This is a genomic window from Yersinia vastinensis (assembly GCF_044905075.1).
In the GTDB taxonomy this organism is placed as follows: Bacteria; Pseudomonadota; Gammaproteobacteria; order Enterobacterales; family Enterobacteriaceae; genus Yersinia; species Yersinia vastinensis.
Genome location: NZ_CP173260.1, coordinates 3,231,429 through 3,257,317, shown reverse-complemented (window position 1 = coordinate 3,257,317; position 25,889 = coordinate 3,231,429). Strand labels below are relative to the sequence as shown.

Here is a 25,889-nt window from a genome sequence, read left to right as displayed (position 1 = left end):
AATTTGGGCAGTGCCTGTCGTCCTCACGTATTCTGTGTAGATTCCGGTTACTGTGCGCTGCCCGCATTCCGACTGACATCGACAATTACACCTATTAAATTATGTTATTAGCGCTTATTTACTGCGTCAGCTACAGCATCTGTGAGCTGGGTTAGCGCCTCTGGCGAGATAATATAAGGTGGCATCAGGTAAATTAGCTTACCGAAAGGCCGTATCCACACCCCACGTTCGACAAAACTGCGTTGCAAGCGAGCAACATTAACCGCTTCTTTCATTTCAACAACCCCAATGGCCCCCAGCACCCGTACATCTGCGACGTTTTGGCGCTCTACTAGTGGGAGTAATGCCTGTTTTAATTGGTTTTCTATCGACATAACCTGCTGCTGCCAGTGATTTTCAGCCAACAAATTCAGGCTAGCGGAGGCAACAGCACAAGCCAGTGGGTTGGCCATAAATGTCGGCCCATGCATAAAGCAGCCAGCATCACCGTTACTGATAATTTCAGCCACCTTACGGGTAGTCAGTGTGGCGGATAACGTCAGATATCCCCCCGTAAGCGCCTTACCCAAACAGAGAATATCCGGCACGATTTGCGCATGCTCACAGGCAAATAATTTACCGGTACGGCCAAAACCCGTGGCAATTTCATCGGCAATCAACAAAATATTGTGTTGATTGCACAATGCTCGTACCTCGCGTAAATAATCAGGGTGATAGATACGCATCCCACCGGCACCTTGCACCACTGGCTCCAGAATTACTGCAGCAATCTCATGGGCGTGTTTACCTAGCATCGCGGCAAAATCTGTGATGTCTTCAGGATCCCACGGCTGATCAAATCGGCATTGTGGGGCCGTGGCAAACAGATTTTCTGTCAGATAACCCTGATACAAGCTGTGCATGGAATTTTGAGGATCACAAACCGACATTGCGCCGAAAGTATCGCCATGGTAACCATGGCGTAGTGTCAAAATTCGCTGCCGCCGTTCCCCTTTCGCCTGCCAATATTGCAACGCCATTTTTAGTGCCACTTCCACCGCGACTGAACCAGAATCGGCTAAAAACACACATTCCAGCTCTGTCGGGGTCATATCGACTAATTGCCGACACACTTTGACCGCCGGTGGATGGGTAATTCCGCCAAACATAACATGCGACATCTCATCTAACTGCTGATGTGCAGCATGATTTAGTGCCGGATGATTATAGCCATGAATAGCTGCCCACCATGACGACATGCCATCAATCAGGCGTCGACCATCAGCCAACTGCAACTCAACGCCTTCGGCTGCCACAACGGGATAGCAGGGGAGCGGGTCGGTCATTGAAGTGTAGGGATGCCAGATATGGCGTTGGTCGAAGGCTAGGTCAGAAGGTGTCATGGGGATTTGTTGTAAACCAAATTGATGCAAGAATGGTTGACAGTATATCGAGTTTATTTACACTGGCGACACTTTTTTCTCTTCCTTGGAGAAGCTGTAATGGCAAATTATATTCGCTGGACAGTCGGGCAAGCCCAGGCCCTGTTTGAAAAACCGCTGCTGGATTTGTTGTTTGAAGCACAGCAAATTCATCGTCAACATTTTGACCCTCGTCAGGTACAAGTCAGCACGCTGTTGTCAATTAAAACCGGCGCTTGTCCGGAAGATTGCAAATATTGTCCACAAAGTTCCCGCTATAAAACCGGATTAGAAAGCGAACGCTTAATGCAGGTTGAGCAAGTGCTGGAGTCCGCTAAAAAAGCCAAAGCTGCCGGCTCGACCCGTTTTTGTATGGGCGCTGCCTGGAAAAATCCCCATGAGCGCGATATGCCTTATTTGGAAAAAATGGTGGAAGGGGTTAAAGCGATGGGGATGGAAACCTGCATGACCCTTGGCACACTGGATAAGCAACAAGCCCACCGTTTGGCCGAGGCCGGGTTGGATTATTACAACCACAATTTAGATACCTCGCCAGAATTCTACGGCAGCATCATAACCACCCGCAGCTACCAGGAGCGGCTCGATACGTTAAGTGAAGTTCGCGATGCCGGAATCAAAGTGTGCTCCGGTGGAATTGTTGGATTGGGCGAAACCGTGCGTGACCGAGCCGGATTATTGGTAGAACTGGCAAACTTGCCCAAACCACCGGAAAGCGTGCCGATCAACATGCTGGTCAAAGTAAAAGGGACGCCGCTCGAAAATAACGAAGATGTCGATGCGTTTGAGTTTATTCGCACCATCGCGGTAGCCCGCATCATGATGCCAACATCCTATGTGCGACTCTCTGCCGGGCGTGAGCAAATGAACGAGCAAACGCAAGCGATGTGCTTTATGGCGGGCGCTAACTCCATCTTCTACGGCTGCAAACTACTGACAACGCCGAACCCTGAAGAAGATAAAGATTTGCAGCTATTTCGTAAACTGGGGTTGAACCCGCAACAGACAGCGACAGAGCAGGGTATTCATGAACAGCAACAAGCATTAACCAAGCAATTGCTGCACGCAGACAGTGCTCAATTTTATAACGCGGCAGTCTGATGAGCTGGCACAACAAGATTGAAATCGGGCTGCAACAGCGGCGCGAAGCATTGGCCTATCGTACCCGCCAAGTCAACAATAGCGTCAACGGGCGCTGGTTGCAGCGAGGCGATCAAGAATATCTTAACTTTTCCAGCAATGACTATTTGGGGCTAAGTCAGGACCCAGAAGTGATTGCCGCTTGGCAGCAAGGGGCGTCGCGCTATGGTGTAGGCAGTGGTGGTTCCGGCCATGTGACGGGCTATAGCCAACCTCATGCTCAACTAGAGCAGCAATTAGCTGAGTGGTTGGGATATCCGCGCGCCTTATTATTCATCTCTGGCTATGCTGCGAACCAAGGGGTATTGGCGGCGTTGGCGGGCGCTGATGATCGGATATTGGCGGATAAACTCAGCCATGCATCTTTGTTGGAAGCCGCGGCGCACTCTCCGGCTCAATTACGGCGCTTTGCCCATAATCAAGCCGATTCATTGCAAAATCTGTTGAATAAGCCTTGCTCCGGTCAAACTTTGGTGGTGACTGAAGGGGTTTTCAGCATGGATGGTGACAGTGCACCGTTGGCCGAGTTGCAACGGCAGAGCGCATCAGCCGGGGGCTGGTTATTAGTGGACGATGCGCATGGCATTGGTGTGCGAGGTGAGGCGGGGAGGGGCAGTTGCTGGGCGCAAGGGGTGAAACCTGAGCTGCTGGTGGTCACTTTTGGTAAAGCATTTGGTTTAAGTGGCGCAGCGGTGTTGTGTCAGGAGCCGGTAGCCGAATATTTGCTGCAATATGCTCGTCATCTGATTTACAGCACCATGATGCCTCCAGCACAGGCAGTTGCTTTGCAAGCGGCATTAAAACGTATTCAGCAAGGTGATGATTTACGCCAGCGGCTTCAACAGCGCATTGCACAATTTCGTCGTGGTGTAGCAGAGTTACCATTGTCATTAGGGGAATCTGAAACAGCCATCCAGCCATTGCGGGTAGGGGATAATCAGCAAGTGTTAGCATTGGCAGATCAACTGCGCACCGCAGGATTATGGGTTACGGCGATTCGGCCACCGACCGTTCCACCGGGAGGAGCCAGGCTGCGCATTACGCTAAGTGCCGCCCACCGCCGTGAGGATATTGACCGGTTATTGGAGGTGCTTTATGGCATTTGCCACTGAAAACCTACGGTCAACATGGGCTGAGAATAAATCAACAGTGAATAAACAGGCAATTGCGGCAGCCTTTAGCCGAGCGGCGGGTAGCTACGATACTGCGGCTGATATGCAGCGCCAAACAGGTGAAATCTTACTGGCACTTGGCGCGCAATATTCTGGACATTCAGTGTTGGACGCCGGATGTGGCACCGGGCATTTTAGCCGCCGCTGGCGTGAACTCGGCAAGCATGTCATTGCGCTGGATCTGGCTGCAGGCATGTTGGCGCACGCGCAGCAGCAGCAGCAGGCTGATGACTATCTACTCGGTGATATCGAATCTATTCCTCTGTCTAATCAATCCGTTGATATCTGTTTTAGTCATTTAGCGGTGCAGTGGTGTGCTGATTTACCGCTCGCACTGGCTGAGTTGCACCGAGTCACGCGCCCGGGTGGAATCATTTTATTCTCTACTCTGGCGAAGGGGTCTCTTGATGAGTTAGGGCAGGCGTGGCAACAAGTTGATGGTAAACGACATGTGAACGATTTTCTTTCATTTCAGCATATTAGTGCCGCTTGCCAAGACTATCGACATACCCTGACACCGCAGTTGTATCAGCAGCAATTTCCAGACGTCATTGCTCTTATGCGCTCGCTACAGGGTATTGGGGCCACGCATTTGCATCAGGGGCGTGAGGCCGGGTTAAGTGGCCGTCAACGCTTGATGGCGTTGCAACGCGCCTATAACACGCAATCTGGCTACTGCCCGTTGAGTTACCATTTGGTTTATGGGGTAATTTATCGTGATTAAACGTTGGTTTATCACCGGCACAGATACCGATGTCGGTAAAACTGTCGCCAGTTGTGCATTACTGCAAGCCGCAGAAATGATGGGTTACCGCACCGCAGGGTATAAACCGGTGGCCTCGGGCAGCCAGATGACGGTTGACGGATTACGCAACAGTGATGCTTTGGCACTACAGGCTAACAGTACTGAGATGTTGAGTTACGCGCAGGTTAATCCACTGACCTTGCGGGAGGCCACCTCACCACATATTGCCAGCATAAGCGAAGGGCGTGAGATTCATTTGCCTGCTTTATCGCATGGCTTACGCCAACTTGAGCAAACTGCGGATTGGGTACTGGTAGAAGGGGCTGGAGGTTGGTTTACGCCACTTTCTGCACAAGCAACTTTTGCCGATTGGGTACAGCAAGAGCAATTGCCAGTCATTATGGTTGTTGGGGTTAAGTTGGGGTGCATCAATCATGCATTGCTGACAGCTTTGGCTATCGAGCAAGCGGGATTGACGCTGGCCGGCTGGGTCGCCAATGAGGTGATACCCGCAGGTACGCGGCAATCGGAATATTTGGCAACATTAACGCAGATGATAAAGGCACCATTACTGGGTGTTATCCCTCATTTGACGGATTTGAAGGCTTTACCCGCGATGGCACGCTGCAATCTGGGGGAGTATCTGGATTTGGGATTGCTGGCACACCCCATGATTAGGAAGAATGTACCGACGGGGGTGTAGCGGCCTCTTGGATGTCAACAACCTCAGGGCTAATAGAAGATTAGCCCTGTTACCGGAACCAAACAGGACAAGCGAAAAATATCCATAGCCCAATCAACTGGCTAAATGCTCGATAATCATCTTTTCATCCAATTGCTCTAATGTCCCTTGTGCCACATTTCGCCCTCCCGCCATCAAACAGAACCGATCAGCAACATGTTGAATAAAAGGCAATCGATGTTCAACCAGTAACACGGTCATACCAAGGCTACGGCTGAGTTGATGCAAAATATTGCCGATATCTTCACTTAGTGGGGGTAATGTGCCGCTTCCCGGTTCATCAAGGATCAGCAATTCTGGTTCGGCAACTAAGGCTCTGGCGATAGCCAATTGTTGCTGCTGATGGCGAGTGAGTTCTCCGCCACGCTGGAGGCGTTTATCATGTAACTGGGGGAATAAATCAAAAACCCAGCTTGGAATCGGGTGTGACTTATGCCGACCTGCTAACACGGCGATCAACATATTTTCCTCAACACTCAGTTGAGAGAATATCTGCTGCCCTTGCGGAACATAGCCGATGCCCAGCGCGGTGCGCCCCTCGACCGATTGCTGTAGTAAATTCTGTGGTGGTTCGTGGTTAGGTTGCCAAGTCATGGTGCCACTCTTAATCGGTAAATGCCCCATGATGCAATTAATTAACGTGGTTTTACCCACGCCATTGCGGCCAATCAGACAAGTACATTGGCCACGAGGAAGCTCTAGATTGATATCCCATAAGATATGATTCTGACCATAGTATTGATTTACAGCGGTTAAACTCAGCATCAGTGCTTCTCCTCAGTCGATCTCAGTAGTTCACAGGTGTCCCGGTGTTCTGTAACGGCTAGTGAAGAATTAACCAGCAAATCTGCATACTTGATAGCGGCATTGCAGCATAAAACACCACATCTCTAGTGGGTGGTTGTGAGTGTAAATTGATGTAAAGTGAGCTGATAGCGGCATAAAATGACATCAATGGGGTATTTTCACCCTTTATCACCCTCTTTATGAGAGCTTCTTGGTCAATTGATGTTATGCACTGCTTTAGCGCATTCCTCCTTTCATTTCTTCGTTTCGTAGAGATATAAAGCAACTCTTGGGCCAAGTTGGCAGAGTCCGAATGAAAACTCGCATGTTAACGAGCTGTAAATGGTTTTAATGCATAAATAGGGTTAAGAAGGGCCGAGGCGACGACGGGGAACAGCGATGAACAGTGCTTCATTGCACTCAAGCAGTGCCAAGGCGAAAATAATGGTGCAGTAACAATTTTGGGGGAGAGAACTGTCTACATGGCGATAGCAGAAGACGAACTTTATAGAATTAGCAAATAGTTTACTTAGTACTAATTGAAATATGCGGCGAAATAAAAATGTAAAAAAAACACTAAAAAAGTCAGTTTGTCTCTATTTCATCGCTAACCTTCGCTTTTCGCCAACACGCGGCCCTTATGGGGTGGAATGAGTTATCCACCATTCCTGTGGATAACCTTGTGCATGAGCGATAGAAAACTGGTGGCAAGCGAGAGCCGGCGCGGCTTTGGCTCCAGTTGTCCGGATTCTCGACTTTTTAATAAAAATTTGTTTTTTCAATGAGTTAGTTAAAATCAAGCACTCAAAAAAGATAACCTTGATGGATGGATGATCTTTAATCAATTAACTATGAATAATGTGTTTATGTTAATGGCTGGGGATAAAAACACTTTTAGTGTGCAAACGAGAGCAACATGTCACTGTAACGATGCAAACAATATGGTGGTTAGGCAAATTAAGGCATTTTACTGTTTTAAGCTGGTTTTATATCCAGTATCATAGCGGTGGCAAAAATCCATGGGGCTTTCATAATTAGCCTCCTGACAGTGTGCAATTCTCCGGCGGGTAGCAAATTCATGAGTAAACCATTCAAACTACATTCTGAGTTTAAGCCAGCAGGCGATCAGCCTGAGGCCATCCGTAAATTGGAAGAAGGGTTAGAAAATGGTCTGGCCCATCAGACACTGTTGGGGGTAACGGGATCCGGTAAGACTTTTACCGTCGCAAATGTTATTGCTGATTTGAACCGCCCAACGATGGTCTTAGCGCCAAATAAAACATTGGCCGCCCAGCTTTATGGCGAGATGAAAGAGTTCTTTCCCGAGAATGCGGTGGAATATTTCGTCTCTTACTATGATTACTACCAGCCTGAAGCTTATGTCCCAAGCTCTGACACCTTTATCGAGAAAGATGCTTCTGTAAACGAACATATCGAGCAGATGCGGCTATCTGCAACCAAAGCATTGTTAGAACGACGGGATGTGGTCGTGGTCGCCTCGGTCTCTGCCATTTATGGCTTGGGTGACCCAGATTTGTATCTGAAAATGATGTTGCATTTGACCAAGGGGATGATTATTGACCAGCGCTCAATTCTACGTCGCTTATCAGAGCTGCAATACAGCCGTAATGATCAAGTCTTTCAGCGCGGGACTTTCCGTGTGCGGGGTGAGGTCATTGACATCTTCCCGGCAGAATCCGATGAGTGGGCATTGCGGGTAGAGTTGTTTGATGAAGAGGTTGAGCGGTTATCCATATTTGACCCGCTAACAGGGCAGCTACAGCACGAAGTTCCACGTTTTACGGTTTATCCTAAAACACACTATGTTACCCCGCGAGAACGTATCTTGCAGGCGATGGAAGAGATTAAAGTTGAATTGGCCGAGCGGCGTCAGGTGCTCTTAGCGAACAATAAATTGCTGGAAGAACAGCGTATTACCCAGCGCACTCAATTTGATCTTGAAATGATGAATGAGCTGGGTTACTGCTCTGGCATTGAAAACTATTCTCGCTATCTTTCTGGCCGTGGGCCGGGTGAGCCACCTCCAACCTTATTTGATTATCTGCCCGCCGATGGCTTATTGATTGTGGATGAATCCCACGTCACCATCCCGCAAATTGGTGGGATGTACAAAGGTGACCGGTCACGTAAAGAAACATTAGTGGAATATGGCTTCCGGCTGCCATCAGCGTTGGATAACCGTCCAATGCGTTTTGAAGAATTTGAGGCGTTAGCCCCACAGACCATCTATGTTTCAGCCACACCGGGTAAATATGAGTTGGAGAAATCTGGCGGCGAGGTGGTTGATCAAGTGGTGCGGCCAACGGGCTTGCTTGACCCCGTGATTGAAGTTCGTCCAGTGGCCACTCAGGTAGATGACTTGCTGTCGGAGATCCGTATTCGGGCCGCTATTAACGAGCGGGTGCTGGTTACCACACTGACTAAACGTATGGCCGAAGATCTCACGGAATATCTGGAAGAGCATGGCGCTCGTGTGCGTTATCTGCATTCGGATATTGATACTGTTGAGCGGGTGGAGATTATTCGTGATTTACGCCTAGGCGAATTTGATGTGCTGGTGGGCATCAACTTGCTGCGGGAAGGGTTGGATATGCCAGAAGTTTCCTTAGTTGCCATTTTGGATGCCGACAAAGAAGGCTTCTTGCGTTCTGAGCGTTCCTTAATCCAGACGATTGGCCGTGCGGCGCGTAATCTCAATGGTAAAGCGATTCTCTATGGTGACCGAATTACTGCGTCAATGGAGAAAGCCATTGGTGAAACTGAACGGCGTCGGGCTAAACAGCAAGCATACAATGAAGAGCGCGGCATTATCCCTCAAGGGTTGAATAAAAAAATTGGCGATATCTTGCAATTAGGCCAGCCTTCGACCCGTGGTAAAGGGAAGGGGCGGGGTAGCAAAGTGGCTGATACTGACAATTATCAATCATTGCCACCTAAAGCACTCGATCAGAAAATCCGTGAGTTGGAAGCGAAGATGTATACGCACGCACAAAATCTTGAGTTTGAGCAGGCGGCGGAGTTACGTGATCAGGTTCATCAACTGCGCCAACAGTTTATTGCAATATCTTGATGTTCAGGGGATCACCCCGTGATATGTAAAATAGCGGGGTGATAAATTGGGAATTTTGCTTGTCGCATCAACCGATCCTGATTAAGGTGTGCGGCTGATAAAATCGTCATCATAAAAGCGCGAGATAAATCATGAGCGACCACTCATCCAAAGATCCACTACACGGCATTACTCTGGAACAGTTACTGACTAAGCTGGTAGATCATTATGGCTGGGAAGAGCTGGCATACCGTATTCGAATCAATTGTTTCACCAGTGACCCCAGCATTAAATCGAGTTTGAAGTTTTTACGCCGTACCCCATGGGCACGGGCTAAAGTAGAAGCGCTTTATATCCATATGAATGCTAACGCTGCTTTGCAGGAGCAGATCAGAAAATAACGTTCTCAGCTCAACGGTGTTGGGCTTGCGCCACCCAATTGCTGTAACGTGGTTTCCAGTGCCTGACGCAGCAATTCACGGTCATGGCGGTAAGGGATATCTTTGGCTTCCAACGGCTGCTGAACAATAATTCTGTCCGTAACACCGCTAATATCGATACGCGGGCTAACGATTGCTGCATCAATTATTTTTCGGCCAATCTTTTCTTCCATGATAGCCAGTTTTTCATGCAACGACAGTTCTGCAGCAGCCACACTGAGCTCTCGCCCTAGGTTGCCAATATAAATCATGCTGGCAGAACTGCGCCGCAAAGCTTGCGTTAGATCATCTAGCAGCAAAAGTGGCATCAAACTGGTTAAAAAGCTGCCCGGCCCGATTAAGATGACATCGGCCTGACTGATCGCTTCAATCGCTTCCTTTGTTGCATGGACATGGGGCGATAGCAGCATCTCTTGTGGCATATGTGCTAGTTGGTCAATATTCACTTCGCCGTATACCGGATGCCCTTCATGATCGATAGCCAGTAAATCTACCGGTTGTTCTGACATTGGGATTAACCAAGCATCGACTTTCAGCAAGCTGCGTACCAAATTGATGGCTTCAATTGGCCGAATGCTCAGATGATCCAGCGCTTTGAGCATTAAATTGCCCAAATTATGGCCCGCCAATTCGCCATTACCAGTAAAGCGATATTCAAACATAGCAGAGGCAACACTTGGCTCGGTTATTAACTGATTCAGGCAATTACGCGTATCCCCCCAAGCGATTCCGCCTTCAGAACGACGTATACGGCCGGTTGAACCGCCATTATCGGTGGTGGTAACAATACCGGTCAGACGCGAGCCTAATGGGGAAAGTGCTGACATAACTCTCCCTAGACCGTGTCCTCCGCCTAATGCAACCACCCGGTCAAGATCCGCTAATGTGCGATTTCGCATATGTTTCCTGTCAAAAATAGTGTTGCCTAGCTCTTACAGCGTAGCTAATAGTGAAATTGCTGCATACGTTAATGGATTTGACGTTAAAACGCGATAAAAGCCATGATTTTCGTGATTTTAAACAAAGTATTAGCCACCGATTAAAATAAGCTCAATAACAAGGTGTTTTGTTGTATAAGTCGTTGTATATAAAAATATATAGCGAAAAACAGCAATTGGCTATCCTGCAGTTTTAGCGTTAGAATCTCTAGGAAAAGTGAGGTTTTTAGCGATTAACAGTCGTGATGAGTTTTGCTTTTTTAACCATGGTTCGCTCAATGCTTAAAGCAGTGACTGAACGCAAACTCCTAGCCTTAGCGTCTACGTTGTTTCTGTTACCGACAATATGATGTTCTGGCCGTGGCGATAAGCCACCAGGGTGCGAGGTAGAAATGCCTGCATCTCCCGTATTTGGAAAGGTGTTATGGTACAACTGACTGACGCATTTGCGCGCAAGTTTTATTACTTGCGCCTATCGATTACCGATGTGTGCAATTTTCGTTGCACGTATTGTCTGCCTGATGGCTATCGTCCGGACGGATTGAAAAGTTTTCTAAGCCTTGACGAGATAAGCCGGGTTAGCCGTGCTTTTGCCTTGTTGGGCACGGAGAAAATTCGTCTAACTGGCGGCGAGCCGTCTATGCGACGCGATTTCACCGATATCATTGCCACTATCCGGCAAAACCCAGCGATCCGTACTTTGGCGGTAACCACTAATGGCTATCGTTTAGCGCGTGATGCCGCTCAATGGCGTGAGGCAGGGTTGACAGCCATTAATGTCAGCGTTGATAGCCTCGATCCTCGGCAGTTCCATGCCATTACTGGGCAAGATAAATTTCAACAGGTTATGCAAGGCATTGATGCCGCCTTTGATGCTGGTTTTGAGAAAGTCAAAATCAATGCTGTGCTGATGCGAGATGTCAATGATCGTAATCTGGCGGCATTCCTTCATTGGATAAAATCCAGACCTATTCAGTTGCGATTTATTGAACTGATGGAAACTGGAGAGGGTGGCAATCTATTCCGTAAACACCATGTTTCCGGTGACATCATTCGTCAGCAGTTACTCCAACAAGGTTGGCAACAGCAAGAGCGCGCACGCAGCGATGGCCCGGCTCAGGTGTTTCACCACCCAGACTATCTGGGTGAGGTGGGGCTTATCATGCCATATGAGAAAGATTTCTGTGCCAGTTGCAACCGCCTGCGTGTTTCAGCGCTGGGAAATCTGCATTTATGCTTATTTGGTGAGCAAGGTATTACGCTACGCGACTTGCTGAGCAGCGATGATCAACAATATGAATTAATGGCGCGGATTCAGAGTGCATTGCAAACCAAGAAACAAACCCATTTCTTGCATCAAGGCAATAGCGGCATCACACAGAATTTATCGTTTATTGGTGGCTGATTGTCTGCAACGTCAAGAACGTAGCGAACACCCCTGCAACGTCAAGAACGAAGGGATAATGAATATGACCCAACTGACTCACATTAATGCCGCTGGTGAAGCACATATGGTGGATGTTTCAGCCAAAGCTGAAACTGTACGTGAAGCGCGAGCGGAAGCTTTTGTTGAGATGCATACCGCGACATTGGCGATGATTATTGAGGGCAGCCATCATAAAGGCGATGTCTTCGCCACCGCGCGCATTGCCGGGATTCAGGCGGCGAAACGCACCTGGGAATTGATTCCATTGTGCCATCCGTTGTTGCTCACCAAGGTGGAAGTCCAACTGGAGGCGCAGCCGGAACACAATCGGGTTCGCATTGAATCTTGCTGCCGTTTAACCGGTAAAACTGGGGTGGAAATGGAAGCCTTGACGGCGGCATCCGTTGCAGCATTAACAATTTACGATATGTGCAAGGCTGTACAAAAAGACATGATAATTGGCCCGGTTCGCCTGCTTGCAAAAAGTGGCGGTAAATCAGGTGATTTTAAGGTGAACACATGATTGAGATTCTATTTTTTGCTCAAGTCCGTGAGCTGGTAGGGACTGACCGCCTGCAACTGGCGGCAGAGTTCCCTACCGTCGATGCTCTGCGACAATCTTTGTGTCAACGTGGTGAGCGCTGGCAGTTAGCGCTGGAAGAGGGCAAATTGCTCACGGCGGTGAATCAATCGCTGGTCAATGCTCAACACCCATTAGTTGCGGGCGATGAAGTGGCATTCTTCCCACCGGTTACCGGAGGTTGATCATGGAAAATACCCGTATCCGTGTTGGATCGGAGCCATTCAATGTTGGCGATGAATATCAGTGGCTATCACAGTGTGATGAAGATGGGGCGGTAGTGACTTTTACTGGCAAAGTGCGTAACCATAATCTTGGTGCCAATGTCAGTGCTCTGACGCTGGAGCATTATCCCGGCATGACAGAAAAGGCACTGGGTGAAATTATTGCCCAAGCGCGTAGTCGCTGGCCACTGCAGCGGGTCTCGGTGATCCATCGGGTAGGGCCGCTATTTCCCGGTGACGAAATTGTTTTTGTGGGTGTGACCAGCGCCCACCGCAGTATGGCGTTTGAGTCGGCAGAATTCATTATGGACTATCTAAAAACGCGAGCACCTTTCTGGAAACGGGAAGCCACTGCTGAGGGTGAGCGTTGGGTCGAATCGCGAGACAGTGATCATGCGGCGGCCAAGCGCTGGTAAACTGTACGTAAACCCGTGTAAAGATTAGCCTTAAATACCTATTTTTACTCCCTTGTTTGCCCTATTTCTGTGATACCCTTAAAGAGTCGGTGGGCTGTCAGCTGATAGCCTGTATCATTATTTATATGCATAAGGTAACTACCATGGATCGCTATCCACGCTCTAATGGTTCAATTGTCGAACGTGCCAACTCTGGCATTCAGGCATATATGGCGCAGGTATACGGCTGGATGACCTGTGGTCTGTTATTAACGGCGGTTGTCGCCTGGTACGCAGCGAATACGCCTGCGGTATTGAATTTTATCTTCTCCAGCCAGATCACCTTTTTCGGGCTGATTATTGCTCAGTTAGGTTTGGTGTTTGTGATTTCTGGCATGGTCAATCGCTTAAGCGGTTCAATGGCAACCAGCCTATTTATGTTGTATTCGGCACTGACGGGCCTGACACTTTCTAGCATTCTTATCATGTACACCGGCGCTTCTATTGCTAGCACTTTTATTATTTGTGCCGGGATGTTTGGTGCGATGAGTGTGTACGGCTATACCACTAAACGTGATTTGAGTGGTATGGGGAGCATGCTGTTTATGGGGTTGATCGGTATTGTGTTGGCTTCTATCGTTAATATCTGGCTGAAAAGCCCGGCATTGATGTGGGCTGTCACTTATATCGGTGTGTTGGTGTTTGTTGGTCTGACTGCTTATGATACCCAGAAGCTAAAAAATATGGGCGCACAGTTGGATTCTAATGATAGAGATAATTTCCGTAAATATTCTATCGTCGGCGCATTGACCCTGTATCTTGATTTCATCAACTTGTTCTTGATGTTATTGCGGATTTTCGGCAACCGCCGTTAACTCTGATCCAGCTTAAGCTGGTAGTTTAAGACTTTGATGAAGGGCACCAAGTTGGTGCCCTTTTTGTTTTTTAAGAATTGAGGTCTGCCTGCTTGTTAAAGTAGCGGATAAGGTTTCGGTTAATATTCATTCACTCTTCGCCGTCTTACTTATGAACAGAGCTAAATCAACGAGTTAACATTTAAGCTATTTTCCGCCTAAACATCGCATACGCCATACTCCCCGTGGTCGCTGTAATGACCAGCAGTGGCCATAAACTGCTCCAGATAATATCGAAGCTGGCATCTTTGAGGTAAATCTGTTTAGTAATATCAGTAAAGTGGCGAATAGGATTGATCCAAGTAATATTTTGCAGCCAGATTGGCATGTTCTCCACCGGCGAGACATAACCCGAAAGCAGAATGGCGGGCATCATAAAGACAAACACGCCGATAAACGCTTGCTGCTGAGTTGAGCATAATGATGAAATCAATAAGCCGAAGCCAACCAGCGACAGGCCGTAAAGCAGCATGGTGCCGTAAAAGAGTGCCAGCGATCCTGCGAAGGGGATTTGGTAGAAAAAGATACCAATAAACAACACGATAGTGGCTTGAAAAGTAGCAACAATCAGTGCTGGTACTGCTTTACCGATAAAAATTTGCCACGTTGTTAACGGTGAAACCAATAACTGTTCCAGCGTACCCTGCTCCCGTTCACGTGCCACTGACAATGACGTCACAATCAGCACGCCAATCGTCGTAATCATCGCAATCAATGATGGCACAACGAACCATTTGTAATCCAAATTCGGGTTATACCAATTTCGGATAACCAACTCGCTGTTATTGGGTTTGATTTGACCGTGGGTTAATTCCTGTTGGTACTCTTGGACTATTTGCTGAATGTAATTTGCGGCTATCTGGGCGCTGTTGGAATTGCGTCCATCCAGCACCAGCTGCAATTGGGTGGTTTTACCATTGGCCAAATCGGCACTGAACTGTTCCGGGAAGCGGATCAGTAGCAGCGCTTTCTGGTTATCAATTACGGGCTTAATCTCTTGCGGACTATGCAGCAGCAACACATTAGAAAATGCTTCGGCTTTAGCAAAGCGCTGTGTCAGCTCTACCGAGGCTTTTCCACTGTCTTCGCTGTAAATGGCAATTGTGGCATTGGTGACTTCTAGCGTGGCGGCAAATGGGAATAAGATCACTTGCAATATCACCGGCATGATTAATATCGCACGGGTCTGCGGTTCACGCAGCAGCGACTGTAACTCTTTAATAATCAATGTATAGAGGCGATGAAACATATTCTCTTCCTTTAATCTAACCTGCGATGCGTTTTCCATGCAGTCAGGCCAATAAATACCGCGGCTGATGCTATTAAAAACAGCAGATTAACCACCAGAACCGTCCCGATATTTCCCGCTAGAAATAGGGTCTGCAAGCTGCTGACAAAATAGCGGGCAGGGATGATATAGGTCACAGCACGAACAATTGCGGGCATACTATCAATTTCAAAAATAAAGCCCGAGAGCATGACTGCCGGTAGGAAGGCGGCATTCAGCGCTATCATGGCGGCATTAAATTGATTGCGCGTAATCGTTGAGATTAACAGCCCCATCCCTAGTGTGCTGGCTAAAAACAGGCTGGTGATAACAAATAATATCCACAAGGAGCCTCGATAAGGCACGCCTAGGATAAATACTGACACCGCCATACAAAGGGCCATCGCAATCATGCCCAGAACGTAATAGGGGATGAGTTTCGACAACAGTAATTCACTGCGGGTGACTTGTGTGGAGAGCAGCGCTTCCATGGTGCCGCGTTCCCACTCGCGCGCAATGACAAGCGAAGTTAAGATTGCACCAATTACCGTCATAATAATGGTGATGGCACCGGGAATAATAAAGTGTCGGCTGATGGCGGCTGGGTTAAACCAATAGCGCACTTGTATCTCAATCAGTGGATCATTTTTTTGCCCTAGATTTTGTGCCTGCTGTTGTTGCCAGATTTGCCATACCCCTTGCGCATAACCTTGCACAAAGTTGGCAGTATTGGGTTCACTACCGTCGGTAATCACCTGAATGGGAGCTTTGCTTTCTGGCCGTGCCAGTTGTTCGGCAAAATCATTAGGAATGACGATTAATCCACGAATTTTGCCAGCTTGCATCGCCTGAATCAGGGCATGGCGGTTATCACTGATTTGTGGAGAAATATACGGCGAACTGGCAAAAGCATTAGCGAGATCTTGCGCAGGTTTGCTCTGTTGCTCCATCAAAATGCCGACATGCAGTTTGCTGGAATCCAGATTGATACCATAGCCAAAAATAAACAGTAACAACAACGGGATGACAAAGGCGATCAAGCCACTGCTTGGGTCTCGCAGAATTTGTCGGGTCTCTTTACGACATAATGCACGCAGGCGACGCCAGGAAAATCCGGTATCCTGATAAGTCTCTCCCTTATTTGCCGGCAGTGTATTTGCGGAGAATGACTGTGGTTCAGTCATGGCTGTTGCTCCTTATCATTTTGCTGGTCATAGCGCTGGACCAGCCCGATAAATGCTTCTTCCATCGATGGGTTAAGATTTTCATCAGTAGCAACTTGCTGCTTTAGCTCGTCTGGCGTACCCGCCGCAATAATTTTACCGCGATAAACCAGCCCGATGCGGTCACAGTACTCCGCTTCATCCATAAAGTGGGTGGTGACCATGACAGTGACACCTTTATCTACCATCCCATTAATATGTAGCCAGAACTCACGGCGAGTGAGTGGGTCGACGCCGGAGGTCGGTTCATCAAGAAACAGAATGTCGGGTTCATGCATTAAGGCACAAGCCAGTGCCAGACGCTGTTTAAAACCCAGCGGCAGTGAGTCCGGGGTTTGCCTAAGAATCGGGGTGAAATTAAAGGCCGAGATCATGTCTGTTATTTTGTCGCGCTGGGTACTGCCCTGTAGCCCATAAACACCGGAGAAAAACTTTAGATTTTGCTCAACAGTCAGGTTGCCATACAGGGAGAATTTCTGTGCCATATACCCTAAATGTTGCCGTGCTTTACCTGAACTGGTTTTTAAGTCCATTCCCAGCACTAATGCTTTGCCTGAACTGGGCACCAATAACCCACACATCATTTTAAAAGTGGTTGATTTCCCCGCTCCGTTTGGGCCGAGTAAGCCGAATATTTCGCCGCGTTTAACCTGAAAGTTAACGTGGTCAGTTGCGGCAAAATCACCAAATTTTTTCGTTAACTCTTGGGCTTCAATCACCGTCTCATCGTGGCTGCCTTCAACCTTGGGCATTATCTTTGCCAGTGCAGATTCACTGGCTGGGCCACCACCTAACAGGTCGATAAAAGCATCTTCAAAGCGCGGTTCTGCCTCCATCATCTCGGCATTGGGTTGATTTAAAAGTGACAAAATTTGGCGGTGATCCACATCCGGCTTAAGGATTAGCCGCACATATTTTCCTTGAATAACACCATCGCTGACTTGAGGCATTGTTAGTGCATGTTGCAGTAATTTACGGTTAGTTCCCGTTCGGGTAGCGACCAGAATTGTGCGCCCACTCATGCGTTGTGTCAGATTTTGAGGCGCGCCGCTATACAGTAATTTACCTTCATTGAGCAGTAAGACTTCGCGGCACTGCTCTGCTTCATCCAGATAGGATGTGCTCCACAAGATAAGCATTCCGTCACTGGCCAACTCATGAACCATGCGCCATAACTCTCGGCGCGAGATAGGGTCAACACCCACCCCCGGTTCATCCAATAGTAAAACTTTGGGTTGACCGACCAAGGTACAGGCTAATCCAAGTTTCTGTTTCATCCCGCCAGAGAGTTTGCCAGCCAGCCGCTCTGTGAATCGAGTCAAATCAGTAAATGTCAGCAGGCGTTCGAAGGTCTGGCGCCGCTCTTCTCCGGTCACGCCACGCAGGTCAGCATACAGCGTCAGGTTCTCCATGACCGTCAAATCTTCGTATAAACCAAACTTTTGCGGCATATAACCAAGAATTGAATGTAACTGGCGATCATTTTCCAGTGGATCTAGGCCGACAACGGTTATCTTTCCAAGACTTGGTTTTAGCAGCCCTGCCAGCATGCGGAGCAATGTGGTCTTACCCGCACCATCCGGCCCAACCAAACCAGTGACCGCTCCGCTGCGAATTTCCGTGGTCAGACTGGCAACGGCAGGTCTATCCAATTCGGGGAAAGACTTTTCGACCCCTTCCAGAGTAATAAGATGCTGGACTCCATTCATAACTCATACCGCCTTAAGGTTGCACAAAACGGACGGTAACGGGCATACCTTGTCGCAGTGACTCATCAGCATCGGTGATGATAATTCGCAAGCGATAAACTAAGTCGGTACGCAAGTCCGGTGTTTCAACGCTTTTAGGGGTAAATTCAGCTGTCGGTGAAACAAACCCTATTTTGCCGTGATAAGGTTTGTTTGGGCGGCCATCAGTAAAGATCTCTACCTCTGTCCCCGGAATCGCTTGACCCAAATGGCGTTCACTGACATAGGCTCGTACCCAGACGGGATCGGTGAGCGAGAGGGTAAATACCGTATTGCTGGCAGATAAAATTGTGCCCGGCTCTACTGCGCGAGTTAGTACAGTGCCTAAGGATGGTGAGAGTAGAATGGTGTCTTGTAAATTCAATTGAGCTTGCGCCAGTTCGGCTTCACTCTGGGCGAGATTGGCCTCGGCTTGGGCTATTTCCTGCGGGCGATTGCCACTCAAATATTGAGCGAGTTTGTCTTTTGATGCTTGTAGATTTGCTTGTGCCTGATTACGCGCCGTACGGGCATTTTCTAATTCGTTGGCAGAAGTGGCTTTATTTGCCCACAATCCTTGCTGGCGTTTTAGGAAGCTATCGGCATAACTGAATGCGGCTTCACGTTGAGAAACTTCAGATTTTACCTGAGCAATTTCTTCTTCTCGATACCCGGCTTTCAGTAAAGCCAACTGCGCCTGAGCACTTTGCACATTGGCCTGTGCCTGTTTGAGTGCATTGAGATAAGGGCCATCATCCAGTTTTCCTAGCGCCTGTCCCGGTTGGATTTTATCTCCCTCATCAACGGATAATGACGCCAGACGGCCACCCACCCGAAAACCGAGATTCACTGTGCGGATATCAACATTGCCGTATAACGTTAATGCTGCGTCCTGTTGCTGACGATAATAATGCCATCCATAACCTAGCGCCGCCAACAGCGCAACAATAACGACGGCCACTATAATCTTCTTGCGATTCATAATGCTCCCTATCTGTTACTGATTCTATTACCACAAGTTTCATTAAAAAAATGATGAGTTATTTCACCCTAAATTTTTGGCCCGTAAGCCATGAAGAAGCAGGTCAATATGCTCGATAAGTACCTGATTAATCATTTCACTTTCTGCATAACCAATGTCCAGCCATCCGGCTTGCCGACGGATAGTTTCACGTCCCATACGAAAAGCCAGAACCTCACCGATCAATGCATGAGTATGAAGAATAGTTTTAGTGGCATTAGCATCAGCGCCAATAAATGCGGCCAGCAGCAAATTCAATTTTTGGTGTAATGGCGCAATGACTTGTGTGTGTATCAGCAGATAGGCATCGCTGGGAGAAAGCTGCTCGCGTGCCATTATTTTGCTGATATTCAGGGTTTCAGGCTGTGTCATCAAATGGCTGAATTCCAGCAGTCCTCGGCGAATATAATGTAATTGCTGCTCAGGATGTTGCTCTTGGGAAGGCAGTAAGAGGAACTGCTCAATTTCCTGTGCCAAGGGTGCGAAGGCTTGCTTGATAAAATCGGCAATTTGCTGCGCAACTGCCAGATATAGACCTTCTTTGGAATTGAAATAGTAGGTTATTGCAGCAATATTCTGACCCGCACGCTGGGCGATATCACGCGTGGTGGCGCCTTTCAAACCCAGCTCACCGAACAATTCGGTCGCTGCTTGTATCAACTGCTGGCGGGCTTGCTCACCGCGGGCCGTCATAGGCATTGGTGGTATTGATGAATTGGGCATGGGCTTCATACTCAGCGAATATTATTTTTACAAATATTAATAGATAGCTAAATAATAAATCAATCATATGATTAACTTTAGGCCGCTCTTGTGGTTCTGTAAAGTTATGTCGGCCAAAAGCCCCATTTTTGTTTTCTAAGTTGTAGCAATCGCCAGCCATAAATCAATTTTTCTGATGTTTAAACTAATAAAAATCTTAAGAAACGTGTAAATATCCCTTTTCTTGCTAAACATCTGTTATAATCAGCCGCAATGGTGCACTGCAGTTTGTGCCAATCCTCGTGGTAATGCCTCAATTCATACCTCGTCTGATAATCTTCCCTTGAAACTGCACCTGACGATATCGTCGGGATTGGGAAGATCTGGAGCTTCTCGTAATATGTCATTTGATTCTCTCGGCCTAAACGCCGACATCCTGCGTGCTGTTGAAGAGCAGGGCTACCTTGTGCCGACGCCAATTCAACGTCAGGCAATCCCTGTGGTACTGGAAGGCCGCGATTTAATGGCCAGTGCGCAAACCGGTACAGGTAAAACCGCTGGTTTCACCTTGCCATTGTTGCAACTATTGAGTCAGAACCAACAGCCCATTAAAGGCCGTCGTCCTGTCCGTGCGTTGATTTTGACGCCGACCCGTGAACTGGCTGCGCAGATTGATGAAAACGTACAAAGTTACAGCAAATATTTGAAGCTGCGTTCGCTGGTAGTATTTGGCGGCGTGAGCATCAATCCACAGATGATGAAATTGCGTGGTGGCGTTGATATTTTGGTCGCAACGCCTGGTCGTTTACTGGATCTGGAACATCAGAACGCAGTTGACTTGTCCAAGATTGAGATTTTGGTATTGGACGAAGCCGACCGCATGCTGGATATGGGCTTTATTCATGATATCCGTCGTGTATTGGCGAAACTGCCCGCTAAACGCCAGAATCTGCTGTTCTCCGCGACGTTCTCTGATGAAATTAAAGGATTGGCGAGCAAACTGCTGCACAATCCAGCGTCAGTTGAAGTGGCTCGTCGCAATACCGCATCTGAGCAAATTGCGCAAAGCGTTCATTTTGTGGATAAAAACCGCAAACGTGAATTGCTGTCCCAGATGATTGGCGAAGGTAATTGGCAGCAAGTCTTGGTGTTTAACCGTACCAAGCACGGCGCTAACCATTTAGCTGAACAGTTGAATAAAGACGGCATTACTGCCGCGGCAATTCACGGTAATAAGAGCCAAGGGGCGCGTACTCGTGCATTGGCCGATTTTAAAGACGGCAAAATCCGTGTCTTGGTGGCGACGGATATCGCTGCCCGTGGTTTGGACATCGATCAGTTACCGCATGTGGTTAACTATGAATTGCCAAACGTACCGGAAGATTACGTACACCGTATTGGTCGTACTGGCCGCGCGGAACGTACTGGTGAAGCAATTTCTTTAGTCTGTGTAGATGAGCATAAATTGCTGCGTGATATCGAGCGCTTACTGAAGCGTGAAATTCCACGTATTGCGCTGGATGGTTATGAGCCGGACCCGAGCATCAAAGCAGATCCGATTCAAAATGGCCGTCAAGGCCGTGGAGCACAACGTCCGGGTATGGGGCGTGGTAGCAACGCGGGCCGTTCGCAAAATGGGGGTGGCGCAGCAGGTCGCGGTGATAGCCGTAACAGCCGCCCACGCAGCCAGGCTGATGGTCAACGCCGCCCGGCAGGCCCATCTTCACGTGGTCGTAGCCGTAATCCCGGCGAATAAGTCACAAGATATTCGCTGATCAAACCGCTTCTATGGAGGCGGTTTTTTTTCATCTAAGCCCATCATTACAGGGCTATCACTTGTTTTAAACCGCGCTTCGCCCGTATCATTGCGGGTCTTTTTTATCATTATATTGTATAGAATTTATCGCCACTGGGCGGGGATGTTATGACACAGATAAGAGGTCAGGGTAATTAGCATGCGGGTAATACTGGCACCGATGGAAGGTGTATTAGATTCACTGGTACGCGAGCTTCTCAGTGAGGTCAATGATTATGATCTTTGTATCACCGAATTTTTACGGGTGGTCGACCAACTATTGCCAGCGAAATCCTTCTACCGGTTGTGCCCTGAGCTTTACCAACAGAGCCGAACATCATCGGGTACACAGGTACGTATCCAATTGTTAGGCCAGTACCCACAGTGGCTAGCGGAAAACGCCGCTCGTGCGGTTGAATTGGGATCTTACGGCGTTGATTTAAACTGTGGCTGCCCTTCTAAATTGGTTAACGGCAGTGGTGGTGGGGCGACATTGCTAAAAGACCCTGAATTGATTTATCAGGGTGCTAAAGCTATGCGCGAAGCCGTACCGGCTCATCTCCCTGTTACAGTAAAAATTCGCTTAGGTTGGGATTCTGGCGCTCGTCAATTTGAAATTGCTGATGCGGTACAACAGGCCGGAGCGACTGAACTGGCAGTGCATGGCCGTACGAAAGAAGATGGTTATCAGGCTGAACGGATAAACTGGCAGGCGATAGGTGAGATTCGTCAGCGGCTCACCATACCGGTCATCGCCAACGGTGAAATCTGGGATTACCACAGTGCGCAGGAGTGCATGAAAGTAACGGGGTGCAATGCAATTATGCTTGGGCGAGGGGCGCTGAATGTGCCGAATTTGAGCCGAGTTGTTAAGTATAACGAACCGCGTATGCCGTGGCCGGAAGTCATAAAATTGCTACAAAAATACGTACAGCTAGAAAAACAGGGGGATACGGGTTTATATCATGTTGCCCGCATCAAACAGTGGCTTGGTTATTTGCGTAAAGAATATACCGAAGCGACTAACTTATTCAGTGAAATCCGCGCGTTAAAAACCTCGAAAGATATTGCAGCAGCTATTTTACGAGTGTGAACTAGCCGCTTTTTAATAGAACGACATAAAAATCCGAACTCTCAATATACCTTAAACAAGAATGGTTATTCTTTTGATTTGGTTTAAGTATCGCGTTTATAGTGTACTCGCATTTTAAATGCAGTATCTCGTTAGGCGAGGCTCCTATACAAACACAGGTTACTGATCTGACGACGTCCAGAGACGCCCAAGGTTAGGACAGGTTATATCGGATTAAGGTATAACCCAAAGTAACTTCTGAGAAATCAGATACGTTGTATAGTGCTAAAACTTAGACACGGAGATAGCCATAGAGCACTCTCTAATCTGGTTACGCCCCTATGTGAGGACTGTTTAGCTAATTGATAACAGTAATAGGGTCATTTATGAGTTCACATTTCGACTTAGCATTACCAAAACAAAATCCATTCAATCCAGGCGAAGATAAAGAGTCTACTATAGGCGCTTATATGAGCGATGCTTATATTACGGTGTCGGCTGATATGTCTGTCGCAGAAGCTAAAGCTTATTTTTTACAAAATATCTCAGACAATGAAATACCGACGCAATTGCTGGTAACGAATAATAATCGGCACTTGCTCGGGTTGCTCTCAGTTAAGAGTTTACTGACAGAAGAGCAGCAAGATATAAACGTCTTTCAGATTATCAATCAAAGTTATTTCTCGGTATCCCCAGACCAAGACCGTCATGAGGCCGTCAGCTTATTGGCAAAATGTGGTTTGGATCTTGTTCCAGTATTAAGCCACGGAAAGTTAATGGGGGTATTACGGGCGCAAGATATTGCCGAATTAATTGAAGACGAAAATACTGAGGATGCTCAACGACAGGGAGCCAGTTTGCCTCTTGATGAGCCTTATTTACAAACCAGCCCAGTGACATTATGGCGTAAGCGGGTCGTTTGGTTATTACTGCTGTTTGTTGCGGAGGCCTATACTGGAACAGTATTAAAAGCTTTTGAGGAACAACTGGAAGCGGCTATTGCGCTAGCGTTTTTTATCCCACTATTAATTGGTACGGGAGGAAACAGCGGCACGCAAATTACATCGACCCTTGTACGAGCTATGGCGCTTGGCGAAGTAAGCCTGCGAAATGTTGGTGCCGTATTGCGTAAAGAAGTTTCCACTTCTCTTATGGTTGCCATAACCATTGGTCTGGCTGCCTGGATTCGAGCGTGGTTCTTGGGCGTTGGGATGGAAGTAACTATCGTGGTGAGTTTGACGGTAGTGGCTATCACCGTGTGGAGTGCTATTGTTTCTTCTGTTATTCCGATGGTGCTAAAGCGGATGTCTATTGACCCGGCTGTGGTATCGGCCCCCTTTATTGCTACCTTTATCGATGGTACCGGTTTGATTATCTATTTCGAAATAGCCCAGTTAGTGATGACTGATTTGGTATAAGAACAAGGATTATAGATAATAAAAAGGCGCATTAAGCGCCTTTTTAATGGGGACTCACCGATTACTTTCTTTTGCGACCAATAAACTTTGCAATACCCAATAGGAAGACGGCTCCAACAAAAATCAACAATGCGTCAACCCAAAAAGTCAGTGAGGCGAGGTTTTCATCATGAATATCAGCCAAACCTGCGGCGATTAAAAATACCCCGAAGAGAATCCCAAAGATTGTTGTTCCCATATAAACACCTGTAAATTAGTTTTATCATAAAATTTATGTTGGCAATTATAGAATAATATTTAATCGGTGGCTTTGTTTTCTTTGGTAAATGTTTACTGCTGAATAGCAATTAGGCAGTTTTAATCTTTGTAACAATCATTTTTAGAATGAGTGGTGCGCAATACATTACTGTAATTTATAATGCGCCGGAACAACCACAATGTCTTCCGACAACCTATCTAAGCTGACGCATATGCATGTGAAAATCCGTTCTGCACTATTAAGTTTCTTGCTTTTATCCACCAGTATCAGTGTTGCTCCTTTAGCCGTGGCCAGTGGTGGGTCAGGTGAGATGCAAGGGAAAGCCCCTCTGGAGCTGGCATCGGGTAGTGCGATGGTGATTGATTTACAAACAAATAAAGTCATTTATGCCAATAATGCGGATGAAGTGGTGCCGATTGCATCAATTACCAAATTAATGACAGCAATGGTGGTATTGGATGCCAAATTACCGCTTGATGAAATTATTTCTGTCGATATTCATCAAACAAAAGAAATGAAAGGGGTCTTTTCACGGGTAAGGGTAAACAGCGAGATCAGCCGCAAAGATATGCTGTTACTGGCTCTTATGTCGTCGGAAAACCGTGCGGCGGCGAGCTTGGCTCACCATTATCCTGGTGGCTATAATGCATTTATTAAAGCTATGAATGCGAAAGCAAAATCATTGGGAATGGCAAAAACGCGGTATGTTGAACCGACGGGGTTGTCGATAAATAATGTTTCTACAGCCCGCGACCTGACCAAATTATTGGTAGCAACTAAGCAATATCCATTGATTGGTCAGTTGAGTACTACGACAGAGAAAATGGCCACGTTCCGAGATCCTAATTACACTTTGCCATTTAGAAATACTAACCATTTGGTTTATAACGATAAATGGAATATTCAGTTGACGAAAACCGGTTTTACCAACCAAGCAGGGCATTGTCTGGCAATGCGGACTGTCATAGGTCATCGCCCTGTCGCGTTGGTCGTGCTGGATGCTTTTGGTAAATATACGCATTTTGCTGATGCAAATCGCCTACGTAGCTGGATAGAAACGGGTAAGGCAGCGCCAATTCCGGGGGCGGCAAAAAGTTATCGTCAGCAGAAGGACTCTCAGGGTCGCTTGGCTCAACTTTCAGAGTAAATATAATCTTTGCTCTTGAAGTTGCAGGGGCTGCATTCACTCACCCGAATCACTTACTTGAACAAGTGATTCGGGATTTGTACTCTTGCTCTTCACCCGTCACTCCAAGTTCTTCGAGTCTAAAGGTTACTAAGTGACAGAATTTGCAGATGATCTGTAAGTTCTGCTTATTAGTGTCGGATGGACAATTATTATTTCACTAAAAAATTAATTTAAATACGCCAGTAATGGTCAGTAATCCGACAATAAAAATTATCGCAATAATCCA

General features: G+C 47.4%; 24 protein-coding genes and 2 riboswitches. Of the genes, 15 read left to right on the top strand and 9 right to left on the bottom strand.

The window, feature by feature from the left end; all coding sequences use genetic code 11:
• Positions 1-107: 107 nt before the first annotated feature.
• Positions 108-1,382 carry an adenosylmethionine--8-amino-7-oxononanoate transaminase gene (bioA, locus tag ACIOG0_RS15170; protein ID WP_050098838.1) on the bottom strand — a complete coding sequence of 425 codons (1,275 nt, stop codon included), beginning with the start codon at positions 1,380-1,382 and terminating at the stop codon, positions 108-110.
• Between the two features lie 99 nt (positions 1,383-1,481).
• Here bioA and bioB point away from each other — a divergent pair, with 99 nt between their 5' ends.
• Genes bioB through bioD form a run of 4 tightly spaced genes read left to right on the top strand, consistent with a single transcriptional unit; the run spans position 1,482 to position 5,178 of the window.
• Positions 1,482-2,519 carry a biotin synthase BioB gene (bioB, locus tag ACIOG0_RS15165; protein ID WP_050098836.1) on the top strand — a complete coding sequence of 346 codons (1,038 nt, stop codon included), beginning with the start codon at positions 1,482-1,484 and terminating at the stop codon, positions 2,517-2,519.
• Positions 2,519-3,670, top strand: a complete 1,152-nt coding sequence (gene bioF, locus ACIOG0_RS15160) for an 8-amino-7-oxononanoate synthase (RefSeq protein ID WP_050098834.1) — start codon at positions 2,519-2,521, stop codon at positions 3,668-3,670. Before bioB ends, bioF begins: the two co-directional genes overlap by 1 nt.
• Positions 3,654-4,454 (top strand): malonyl-ACP O-methyltransferase BioC, encoded by an 801-nt coding sequence (gene bioC / locus ACIOG0_RS15155; RefSeq protein ID WP_050098832.1) that lies wholly within the window; start codon positions 3,654-3,656, stop codon positions 4,452-4,454. The genes bioF and bioC overlap by 17 nt, the downstream gene beginning before the upstream one ends.
• On the top strand, positions 4,447-5,178 hold the full coding sequence (bioD, locus tag ACIOG0_RS15150; RefSeq protein ID WP_128451731.1) for a dethiobiotin synthase: 732 nt from the start codon (positions 4,447-4,449) through the stop codon (positions 5,176-5,178). The genes bioC and bioD overlap by 8 nt, the downstream gene beginning before the upstream one ends.
• Before the next feature lie 93 nt (positions 5,179-5,271).
• Here bioD and ACIOG0_RS15145 read toward each other — a convergent pair whose 3' ends face one another.
• On the bottom strand, positions 5,272-5,982 hold the full coding sequence (locus tag ACIOG0_RS15145) for an ABC transporter ATP-binding protein (protein ID WP_050098827.1): 711 nt from the start codon (positions 5,980-5,982) through the stop codon (positions 5,272-5,274).
• A 1,099-nt stretch (positions 5,983-7,081) separates the two neighbouring features.
• Here ACIOG0_RS15145 and uvrB point away from each other — a divergent pair.
• On the top strand, positions 7,082-9,094 hold the full coding sequence (gene uvrB, locus ACIOG0_RS15140; protein WP_050141022.1) for an excinuclease ABC subunit UvrB: 2,013 nt from the start codon (positions 7,082-7,084) through the stop codon (positions 9,092-9,094).
• Between the two features lie 131 nt (positions 9,095-9,225).
• A complete protein-coding gene (locus tag ACIOG0_RS15135; RefSeq protein WP_050098824.1) occupies positions 9,226-9,474 on the top strand; it encodes a VF530 family DNA-binding protein in 249 nt (82 codons plus the stop codon).
• Between the two features lie 5 nt (positions 9,475-9,479).
• Here the strand turns inward: ACIOG0_RS15135 and yvcK are convergent, their stop codons facing one another.
• Complete coding sequence (gene yvcK / locus ACIOG0_RS15130; protein ID WP_050098822.1) at positions 9,480-10,412, bottom strand: uridine diphosphate-N-acetylglucosamine-binding protein YvcK; 933 nt, start codon at positions 10,410-10,412, stop codon at positions 9,480-9,482.
• A gap of 332 nt (positions 10,413-10,744) precedes the next feature.
• Positions 10,745-10,889: riboswitch (molybdenum cofactor riboswitch) on the top strand.
• Here yvcK and moaA point away from each other — a divergent pair.
• The 5 genes from moaA (at position 10,876) to ACIOG0_RS15105 (ending at position 13,951) form a co-directional block, all read left to right on the top strand.
• Entirely contained in the window at positions 10,876-11,856 is a 981-nt protein-coding gene (moaA, locus tag ACIOG0_RS15125; protein ID WP_050098820.1) for a GTP 3',8-cyclase MoaA, read from the top strand. (Overlaps the previous riboswitch by 14 nt.)
• A 64-nt stretch (positions 11,857-11,920) precedes the next feature.
• Complete coding sequence (gene moaC / locus ACIOG0_RS15120; protein ID WP_050098817.1) at positions 11,921-12,400, top strand: cyclic pyranopterin monophosphate synthase MoaC; 480 nt, start codon at positions 11,921-11,923, stop codon at positions 12,398-12,400.
• Positions 12,397-12,642 (top strand): molybdopterin synthase sulfur carrier subunit, encoded by a 246-nt coding sequence (gene moaD, locus ACIOG0_RS15115; RefSeq protein ID WP_050098815.1) that lies wholly within the window; start codon positions 12,397-12,399, stop codon positions 12,640-12,642. The genes moaC and moaD overlap by 4 nt, the downstream gene beginning before the upstream one ends.
• A gap of 2 nt (positions 12,643-12,644) precedes the next feature.
• On the top strand, positions 12,645-13,097 hold the full coding sequence (gene moaE, locus ACIOG0_RS15110; protein ID WP_050098813.1) for a molybdopterin synthase catalytic subunit MoaE: 453 nt from the start codon (positions 12,645-12,647) through the stop codon (positions 13,095-13,097).
• Between the two features lie 143 nt (positions 13,098-13,240).
• Positions 13,241-13,951 carry a Bax inhibitor-1/YccA family protein gene (locus ACIOG0_RS15105; RefSeq protein WP_050098811.1) on the top strand — a complete coding sequence of 237 codons (711 nt, stop codon included), beginning with the start codon at positions 13,241-13,243 and terminating at the stop codon, positions 13,949-13,951.
• A 181-nt stretch (positions 13,952-14,132) separates the two neighbouring features.
• Here the strand turns inward: ACIOG0_RS15105 and ACIOG0_RS15100 are convergent, their stop codons facing one another.
• The 5 genes from ACIOG0_RS15100 to cecR form a co-directional block, all read right to left on the bottom strand.
• Positions 14,133-15,239 carry an ABC transporter permease gene (locus ACIOG0_RS15100; protein ID WP_050098809.1) on the bottom strand — a complete coding sequence of 369 codons (1,107 nt, stop codon included), beginning with the start codon at positions 15,237-15,239 and terminating at the stop codon, positions 14,133-14,135.
• Positions 15,240-15,250: 11 nt separating this feature from the next.
• On the bottom strand, positions 15,251-16,441 hold the full coding sequence (locus tag ACIOG0_RS15095) for an ABC transporter permease (protein WP_050141021.1): 1,191 nt from the start codon (positions 16,439-16,441) through the stop codon (positions 15,251-15,253).
• A complete protein-coding gene (locus tag ACIOG0_RS15090) occupies positions 16,438-18,189 on the bottom strand; it encodes an ATP-binding cassette domain-containing protein (RefSeq protein ID WP_050098805.1) in 1,752 nt (583 codons plus the stop codon). The genes ACIOG0_RS15095 and ACIOG0_RS15090 overlap by 4 nt, the downstream gene beginning before the upstream one ends.
• A 13-nt stretch (positions 18,190-18,202) precedes the next feature.
• A complete protein-coding gene (gene hlyD / locus ACIOG0_RS15085) occupies positions 18,203-19,189 on the bottom strand; it encodes a secretion protein HlyD (RefSeq protein WP_050098804.1) in 987 nt (328 codons plus the stop codon).
• Positions 19,190-19,252: 63 nt separating this feature from the next.
• Entirely contained in the window at positions 19,253-19,960 is a 708-nt protein-coding gene (cecR, locus tag ACIOG0_RS15080) for a transcriptional regulator CecR (RefSeq protein WP_050098801.1), read from the bottom strand.
• Between the two features lie 370 nt (positions 19,961-20,330).
• Here cecR and rhlE point away from each other — a divergent pair, with 370 nt between their 5' ends.
• The 3 genes from rhlE (at position 20,331) to ACIOG0_RS15065 (ending at position 24,215) form a co-directional block, all read left to right on the top strand.
• Positions 20,331-21,686 (top strand): ATP-dependent RNA helicase RhlE, encoded by a 1,356-nt coding sequence (rhlE, locus tag ACIOG0_RS15075; RefSeq protein ID WP_050098800.1) that lies wholly within the window; start codon positions 20,331-20,333, stop codon positions 21,684-21,686.
• Positions 21,687-21,885: 199 nt separating this feature from the next.
• Positions 21,886-22,818, top strand: a complete 933-nt coding sequence (gene dusC, locus ACIOG0_RS15070) for a tRNA dihydrouridine(16) synthase DusC (RefSeq protein ID WP_050098797.1) — start codon at positions 21,886-21,888, stop codon at positions 22,816-22,818.
• Between the two features lie 120 nt (positions 22,819-22,938).
• A riboswitch (M-box (ykoK) riboswitch) is annotated at positions 22,939-23,108 on the top strand.
• A 75-nt stretch (positions 23,109-23,183) separates the two neighbouring features.
• Entirely contained in the window at positions 23,184-24,215 is a 1,032-nt protein-coding gene (locus tag ACIOG0_RS15065) for a magnesium transporter (RefSeq protein WP_050098796.1), read from the top strand.
• A gap of 61 nt (positions 24,216-24,276) precedes the next feature.
• Here ACIOG0_RS15065 and ACIOG0_RS15060 read toward each other — a convergent pair whose 3' ends face one another.
• The gene (locus ACIOG0_RS15060) at positions 24,277-24,453 is read right to left on the bottom strand and encodes a hypothetical protein (protein WP_072086582.1); all 177 of its coding nucleotides are present in this window, start codon (positions 24,451-24,453) and stop codon (positions 24,277-24,279) included.
• Positions 24,454-24,685: 232 nt separating this feature from the next.
• On the opposite strand from ACIOG0_RS15060, the gene pbpG reads away from it, so the two are divergent.
• Positions 24,686-25,621: a D-alanyl-D-alanine endopeptidase gene (pbpG, locus tag ACIOG0_RS15055; protein WP_128451733.1), complete on the top strand. Its 936-nt coding sequence runs from the start codon at positions 24,686-24,688 to the stop codon at positions 25,619-25,621.
• The last annotated feature ends 268 nt before the right edge of the window (positions 25,622-25,889 follow it).